Annotated in this window: 7 protein-coding genes; 3 read left to right on the top strand and 4 right to left on the bottom strand. The window is 71.6% G+C overall.

What is annotated here, in order from left to right; genetic code table 11:
- Positions 1–162: 162 nt before the first annotated feature.
- Genes AC1WTP_RS30465 through AC1WTP_RS30455 form a run of 3 tightly spaced genes read right to left on the bottom strand, consistent with a single transcriptional unit; the run spans position 163 to position 3,559 of the window.
- Positions 163–1,539, bottom strand: a complete 1,377-nt coding sequence (locus tag AC1WTP_RS30465; RefSeq protein ID WP_481652692.1) for an NAD(P)/FAD-dependent oxidoreductase — start codon at positions 1,537–1,539, stop codon at positions 163–165.
- The gene (locus AC1WTP_RS30460; RefSeq protein ID WP_481652691.1) at positions 1,539–2,228 is read right to left on the bottom strand and encodes a pyridoxamine 5'-phosphate oxidase family protein; all 690 of its coding nucleotides are present in this window, start codon (positions 2,226–2,228) and stop codon (positions 1,539–1,541) included. The genes AC1WTP_RS30465 and AC1WTP_RS30460 overlap by 1 nt, the downstream gene beginning before the upstream one ends.
- Entirely contained in the window at positions 2,213–3,559 is a 1,347-nt protein-coding gene (locus tag AC1WTP_RS30455; RefSeq protein ID WP_481652690.1) for an aspartate aminotransferase family protein, read from the bottom strand. Before AC1WTP_RS30455 ends, AC1WTP_RS30460 begins: the two co-directional genes overlap by 16 nt.
- 750 nt (positions 3,560–4,309) lie before the next feature.
- On the opposite strand from AC1WTP_RS30455, the gene AC1WTP_RS30450 reads away from it, so the two are divergent.
- On the top strand, positions 4,310–5,080 hold the full coding sequence (locus AC1WTP_RS30450; RefSeq protein WP_481652694.1) for a helix-turn-helix domain-containing protein: 771 nt from the start codon (positions 4,310–4,312) through the stop codon (positions 5,078–5,080).
- A complete protein-coding gene (locus tag AC1WTP_RS30445; protein WP_481652689.1) occupies positions 5,071–5,271 on the top strand; it encodes a DUF397 domain-containing protein in 201 nt (66 codons plus the stop codon). Before AC1WTP_RS30450 ends, AC1WTP_RS30445 begins: the two co-directional genes overlap by 10 nt.
- Here the strand turns inward: AC1WTP_RS30445 and AC1WTP_RS30440 are convergent, their stop codons facing one another.
- Entirely contained in the window at positions 5,272–5,784 is a 513-nt protein-coding gene (locus AC1WTP_RS30440; protein ID WP_481652688.1) for an Lrp/AsnC family transcriptional regulator, read from the bottom strand. It lies immediately after the preceding gene.
- A 203-nt stretch (positions 5,785–5,987) separates the two neighbouring features.
- On the opposite strand from AC1WTP_RS30440, the gene AC1WTP_RS30435 reads away from it, so the two are divergent.
- Entirely contained in the window at positions 5,988–7,172 is a 1,185-nt protein-coding gene (locus AC1WTP_RS30435; protein ID WP_481652687.1) for a polyamine ABC transporter substrate-binding protein, read from the top strand.
- Positions 7,173–7,183: the final 11 nt, after the last annotated feature.

Here is a 7,183-nt window from a genome sequence, read left to right as displayed (position 1 = left end):
CGGCCACCTCCGAGTGATCCCCCCCAACCACTAACCCCCGCCCACCCGGCCCCCCACCGGCCCCCACCCGCCGGGTCTCCGACGTTGATCATGGAGTTAGCGGCGTTTTCGATCTCCAATGCCGCCGCTAACTCCATGATCAACGGGCTTGGACCCAGGGGGTTAGTGGCCGAGGAGGCGGGAGAAGGTGGCGGCGCGGCGGGAGGGGCGGCCCTTGCGCAGTTCGGCGGCGTCGGCGGAGAACATCAGGCGCAGGCCGGCGTTGACGGCGAGCCAGCGCAGTGGCTCCGGCTCCCACTTGGGCGAGCGGTGGTTGACCCAGGGGAGGGTGGTCAGGTCGGTGCGTTCGCGCCGGATCAGGTCGGCGAGCGTACGGCCGGCGAGGTTGCTGGTGCCGACGCCGTCGCCGACGTAACCGCCGGCCCAGCCGAGCCCGCTCGCCGGGTCGAAACCGACCGAGGCCGACCAGTCCCGGGCCACCCCGAGCGGCCCGCCCCAGGTGTGGGTCACCGGCACGTCCGGGCCGAGCGCCGGGAAGAGTTCGCCGAGCGTCCGGCGCAGCGCCGCGAAGACCCGCGGCTCCCGGTCGTGCCCGGGGACCACCCGGGAGCCGAAGTGGTACGGGGCGCCCCGCCCGCCGAACGCCAGCCGCCCGTCGGCGGTGCGCTGGCCGTAGATGATGACGTGCCGGTGGTCGGAGAAGGTCTCCCGCTCGGCCAGCCCGATCCGGTCCCAGGTCTGCGCCGGCAGCGGCTCGGTGGCGACCATCAGCGAGTAGACCGGCGCCACGGTGCGCCGCTGCCCGGGCAGCATCGGCGTGTATCCCTCGGTGGCCCGGACCACCACCGGCGCCCGTACCGTGCCGGCCGGGGTGACCGCCGCGCCGGGCCGGATCGCCGTCACCCCGGTCCGCTCGTGGATGGTCACCCCGCGCCGCTCCACCGCGCGGGCCAGGCCGCGGACCAGCCGGGCCGGGTGCACCGCGGCGCAGTGCGGGGTGTACGTCCCGCCGAGCACGCCCTCGGCGGCGCACCGGGCCGACGCCTCGCCGGCGTCGAGCAGCGCCAGATCATCCGGCTCGAGTCCGAACGCCCGGGCCTCCCCGACGGCAGCCCGGGCGCGAACGAGCTGCGGGGCGGTCCGGGCGAGCACCACCGTCCCGCCGTACGCCCAGTCGCAGTCGATGCCCTCGGCGGCGACCACCCGGCCGACCTCGCGGACCGTGGCCTGCATGGTGCGCTGCATGGCCAGCGCGGCGTCCCGGCCGTGCCGGCGGGCCAGCGCGGGCAGCGAGGTGGGGAAGAGCGCCGAGCACCAGCCACCGTTGCGCCCGGACGCCCCGTAGCCGGCGATCTCGGCCTCCAGCACGGTGATCCGCAGGGTCGGATCCGCCCCGGCCAGGTAGTACGCCGTCCACAGCCCGGTGTAGCCGGCCCCGACGATCACCACGTCGGCGTCGGCGTCCCCGGGCAGCGGCGGGCGCGGGGTCAGCGGCTCGTCCACGCTGGACAGCCAGTAGGACAGCTCCGGGTAACCCATCACCACTCCGGAGGTGGCAGGTCGAAGCGGAGGGCCGGGTCGGGTTCCGGGCGGCCGTACGACTCCACCAGCGGCAGCACCCCCGCCCAGACCGGGAGGTCCAGGTCTTCGGCCGGGTCGTCCGGCGGGCCGGCACTGATCTTCACCGAGCACTCGGTCAGGGGCAGCGCGAGCACCAGCGTGGCGGCGAGCTCCTTCGCCGACGGCGGCCGGATCACCGCCCAGCGGCCGGGCAACAGGTGCTCGGAGAGCCGCTCCAGCGCCGCCAGCTTCTCCTCTCCGTCCAGGCTGACCGGGGTGCCGAGCACCATCGCGCAGCGGTAGTTCATCGACGACGCGAAGGCGCTGCGGGCCAGCACCAGCCCGTCCAGCAGGGTGACGGTCAGGCAGGCCGGGGCGCCGGCGGCGAGGTGCCGGAACAGGCGGCTGCCGGTGGAGCCGTGCACCAGCACCCGGTCGCCGTCGCGGGCGTAGCCGACCGGCAGCGCGTACGGCTGGTCGCCGTCCACGATCGCCAGGTGGGCGACCCGACCGGCGTCGAGCACCGCGTGCAGGCTCGCCCGGTCGTGCGCCGCCAGCTCGGGCAGCCGGCGTATCCGGGTGCGCGCGGTCCGCCCGACCTCGGCGTCGGCCGGTGGCCGGGCCCCGGCGGACCGGGACCCGGACCCGCCGGTCAGAGGCGTGCCCATGCCTCGGTGAGCACCGCGCGCAGGATCTGCTCGATCTCGTCGAACTGCTGCTGCTCGGCGATCAGCGGCGGGGCGAGCTGCACCACCGGGTCGCCCCGGTCGTCGGCGCGGCAGTAGAGCCCGGCCGAGAAGAGCGCGGTGGAGAGGAAGCCGCGCAGCAGCCGCTCCGACTCGGCCTCGTCGAAGGTCTCCCGGGTGGTCTTGTCCTTGACCAGTTCGATCCCGTAGAAGTAGCCGTCGCCCCGGACGTCGCCGACGATCGGTAGGTCGTGCAGCTTCTCCAGGGTGGCGCGGAACGCCGCCTCGTTGGCCCGGACGTGCCCGACCAGGTCCTCGCGGGCGAAGACCTCCAGATTGGCCAGCGCCACCGCGCAGGAGACCGGGTGCCCGCCGAAGGTCACCCCGTGGGCGAACATGCCGGTCTCGGTGAGGAACGGCTCCATCAGCCGGTCGCTGGCGATCATCGCGCCGAGCGGGGCGTAGCCGGAGGTGATGCCCTTCGCGGTGGTGATGATGTCGGGCTGGTAGCCGTAGCGGACGGCGCCGAAGTATTCGCCGAGCCGGCCCCAGGAGCAGATCACCTCGTCGGAGACGAGCAGCACGTCGTACGCGTCGCAGATCTCGCGGACCCGCTCGAAGTAGCCGGGCGGCGGCGGGAAGCAGCCGCCGGAGTTCTGCACCGGCTCCAGGAAGACCGCCGCGACCGTGTCCGGCCCCTCCCGCTCGATCGCGCGGCCGATCTCGTCGGCGGCCCAGCGGCCGAACGCCTCCGGGTCGTCGCCGTGCTCCGGCGCCCGGTAGAAGTTGGTGTTCGGCACCTTGATCCCGCCGGGCACCAGCGGCTCGAAGTCGCTCTTGATGCCGGGCAGCCCGGTGATCGACAGCGCGCCCATCGAGGTGCCGTGGTAGGCGATGTAGCGGCTGACCACCTTGTACTTGTTCGGCTGGCCGGTGCGCTTGAAGTAGGCCCGGGCCAGCTTCCACGCCGCCTCGACGGCCTCGGAGCCGCCGGTGGTGAAGAAGACCCGGTTCAGGTCGCCGGGGGCCAGCGCCGAGATCTTCTCGGCCAGCTCGACCGCCTTCGGGTGGGCGTACGACCAGAGCGGGAAGTAGGCGAGCTCGCCGGCCTGCTTGGCGGCGGCCTCGGCCAGCTCCGCGCGGCCGTGGCCGGCGTTGACCACGAAGAGCCCGGCGAGCCCGTCGAGGTAGCGGCGGCCCTGGGCGTCCCAGACGTACGCGCCCTCGCCGCGGACGATGGTCGGCACCTCGCCGGCGGAGTAGCTCGCCATCCGGGTGAAGTGCATCCAGAGGTGGTCGGTGGCGTTGGCCATGTCAGCCCCATCGGGTCTCGGGCCGGTCAGGGGACACCGGCCGCTCTGCCCACGGTTATCCCACAGCTCAAGCCCGGAAAGCAAGTGGGATCGGTGGTGTATGGCCGGAACGGCAACGGAATCAGCGAGCAGCCAGAGTGTGGGCAACGGAATCCGTATCGGGTTGACTACGGCTCAGGCGGCCGGGCCGGGATGGTCCGGGGCAGGTGGTGCGCCGCGGGCACTGTCGAGCTGCCCCACCTGTGCGCCCGGGCCCGATGTGCCCGCGCTGCCGGCCCTGCGTGCTCAGGTCCGAGGCGTCTGGTGCGGGTCGGCCCTCGCGCTCGCCGCGACCGCACCTGGTGTGCGGGCCGTCGTTGCGCCCGGCCGTGACCGGGCCGGGTGCGCGGGTCGTGGTTGCGCCCGGCCGTGACCGGGCCGGATGTGTGGACTGTCCTTGCGCCCGGCCGGACCGGGTGTGCGGGCTGTCCAATGCGCCGGCCGGACCGGGTGCAGGGTGCGCCCTGTGGAGCTGAATCGTTTGCGACATCAGGCTGTCGAGGCCGCTTAGGCCGAGTCGTCTGCGACGTCAGCTCCAAAGGGCGTGTCCACCGGATGGCTGGGCAGATCCAGGGCCTTCTCCGGGCACCGGCCGGCCATCGCGGACGCGCGAAACAGATCCCGCCGCAACACGCCGGTTCGCTCGGGACATCGACACGCAGCGTCGCTACTGTGCGCCGGAGCGTGAGTCCCGGGTGGAGGGTGGAGCCGATGGCGAACGAGGCGCTGCGGGTGGCGATGGCCGAGAAGGGCGAGACCGTCGAGTCGTTGGCGGCGAAGGTCGGCGTCGACCCGAAGACGGCCGGCCGGTGGCTCACGTCGGGGCGGATCCCGCATCCGCGCACCCGGCTCGCGGTCGCCGAGGTGCTCGGCCGGGACGCCGCCGAGCTGTGGCCCGAACCCTTCCGCCGCCGCGACCTGCCCTGGTTCCGCCCCTGGGCCGAACTCGAACAGGACGCCGTCTCGATCCGGTCATACGAGCCGTTGTTGGTGCCGGGCCTGTTGCAGACCGAGCGGTACGCCCGTGCGGTGCTGGGGACCGGTGGCCTGCTGCCGGTGGCCGAGGTGGACCAGATCGTGGCGGGCCGGCTGGAGCGGCAGGTGATCCTCTGCCGCGATGAACCTCCGCAACTCGTCGTTGTGATCGACGAGGTGGTGCTGCGCCGTTTGGTCGGCGACCGCGAGGTGATGGCTGAGCAACTGAGCCATCTGGTCGCGATGGCGCAGCGGGAGCAGGTGCAGATCCGTGTGATCCCGGCCGAGAGCCCGTGGCACACCGGGCTGGCTGGGCCATTCGTGCTGGCCCGCCTCCCCGACGGAGCAGAAGTGGCCTATCTGGACAATCAGCTCCGTGGTCAGATGGTGACCGACGGCAGTGACATTGCTAGCCTGAGCCGGAGGTGGGAGAGCGTCACCGGTGAGGCGTTACCCCGCCGCCGGTCGATCGCACTGATCCGGGAAGTGGCGCAGACATGGACCTGACCGACGCCCGCTGGCGTACCGCGACCCGCAGCAGCAACAACGGCGGAAACTGCGTCGAGGTGGCCGACAACCTGCCGGGCCGGGTGCTGGTCCGGGACAGCAAGCACCGCGACGGCGGCACGCTCAGCTTCACCCCCGGCGCCTGGCGCGCGTTCGTCGGGGCGGTCGGGCGTCGGGGAGACAAAGACTGATCAGGCGGTGCCCCAGGTGTAGGTCTGCTTGCGCAGCTTGAGGTAGACGAACGCCTCGGTGGAGAGCACGCCCTCGACCGCGCGCAGCCGCTGGAGGATCTCCAGCAGGTGGTCGTCGTTGCGGCAGACCACCTCGGTGAGCAGGTCGAACGAGCCGGCCGTGATCACCACGTAGTCCACCTCCTCCAGCTCGGCGAGCCGGTCGGCCACCGCCTCCAGGTCGCCGTTGGTTCGCAGTCCGATCATGGCCTGGCGGGGAAAGCCCAGCTGGAGCGGATCGGTCACCGCCACGATCTGCATCACCCCGGCGTCGAGCAGCCGCTGCACCCGCTGCCGCACCGCGGCCTCGGACAGCCCGACCGCCTTGCCGATGGTGGCGTACGGCCGGCGGCCGTCCTCCTGGAGCTGCTCGATGATCTGCTTCGCCACATCGTCGAGCAGAGCGTGACTGGCCCCTTCACGCACGGCTACCCGCCGCCCGCCGTTGCCGTTGTCCTGCTGCCGGTTCGTCATCGACCGCTCCCCATGTCCGTTCCCGGGCTGAGCCTAATGCCCCCGCGCAGTGTGGCGTATTTCGTCGTCCAGAGCTAATCCCGCAACGGAATCCCTTGTAAGGAAGGTCACCTCATGTCAGGATCAGTCGTCCACCGCACCTGACCCTCCCGCCGGCGCGCCCCCCCGTCCTGCCGCCGACGATGACCCCTAGGAGTCGTCACATGCGTACTCCCCACCGATCCCTCACCCGGCGTGGACTGCTCACCGGCACTCTCGGTTCGGCGGCACTGCTCGCCGCCGGCGGCGCGCTGGCCGGCTGCGGCACCAAGGGCGCCCAGCAGACCGAGGCCGGCTGCGTCAGCGACGACCTCTCCGGCACCGAGAAGAAGCTGGCCTTCTCCAACTGGCCGCAGTACATGGACGTCGACGAGAAGGATGAGTCGAAGCGGCCCACCCTCGACGCGTTCATCGCCAAGACCGGCATCGCGGTCACCTACACCGAGGACGTCAACGACAACAACGAGTTCTTCGGCAAGGTGCAGAACCAGCTCGCCGCCTGCCAGGCCACCGAGCGGGACATCATGGTGCTCACCGACTGGATGGCCGCCCGGATGATCCGGCTCGGCTGGATCCAGAAGCTGGACAAGTCCAAGATGCCCAACGTCGAGGCCAACCTGCTGGCGTCGCTGCGCGGGCGCTCCTTCGACAAGGACAACCAGCTCGCCGTGCCGTGGCAGTCCGGACTGGCCGGCCTCGCCTACAACGGCAAGGTGACCAAGGAGATCCGCACGGTCGACGAGCTGCTCACCCGCCCCGACCTCAAGGGCAAGGTGACCGCGCTGTCCGAGATGCGCGACACCATGGGGCTGCTGCTCCAGTCCAACGGCCACGACCCCGCCAACTTCACCGCCGCCCAGTTCGACGACGCGCTGAACAAGCTCAAGAAGGCCGTCGACTCCGGGCAGATCCGCAAGTTCACCGGCAACGACTACGCGCCCGACCTGGCCAAGGGGGACATCGCGGCGTGCATCGGCTGGTCCGGCGACGTCATCCAGCTCGGCTTCGAGGACGAGAAGGTCAAGTTCGTGGTGCCCGAGTCCGGCGTGATGCTCTGGTCGGACAACATGCTCGTGCCGAACAAGGCCACCCACAAGGGCAACGCCGAGCAGCTCATGAACTACTACTACGACCCGGCGGTGGCCGCCCAGCTCGCCGCGTACGTGAACTACATCTGCCCGGTGCAGGGCGCCCAGGCCGAGATGGAGAAGATCGACCCGGAGCTGGCCGCCAACCCGCTGATCTTCCCCGACGAGGCGATGCTCGCGAAGTCCAAGGTCTTCATGGCCCTGGACGAGAAGCAGGAGCGCGAGTACGAAGGCAAGTTCCAGCAGGTCATCGGGGCGTGACGGGAGTGGGC

It is taken from the genome of Micromonospora sp. R311, from assembly GCF_056780015.1.
This window is presented reverse-complemented; position numbering and strand designations above follow the sequence as displayed.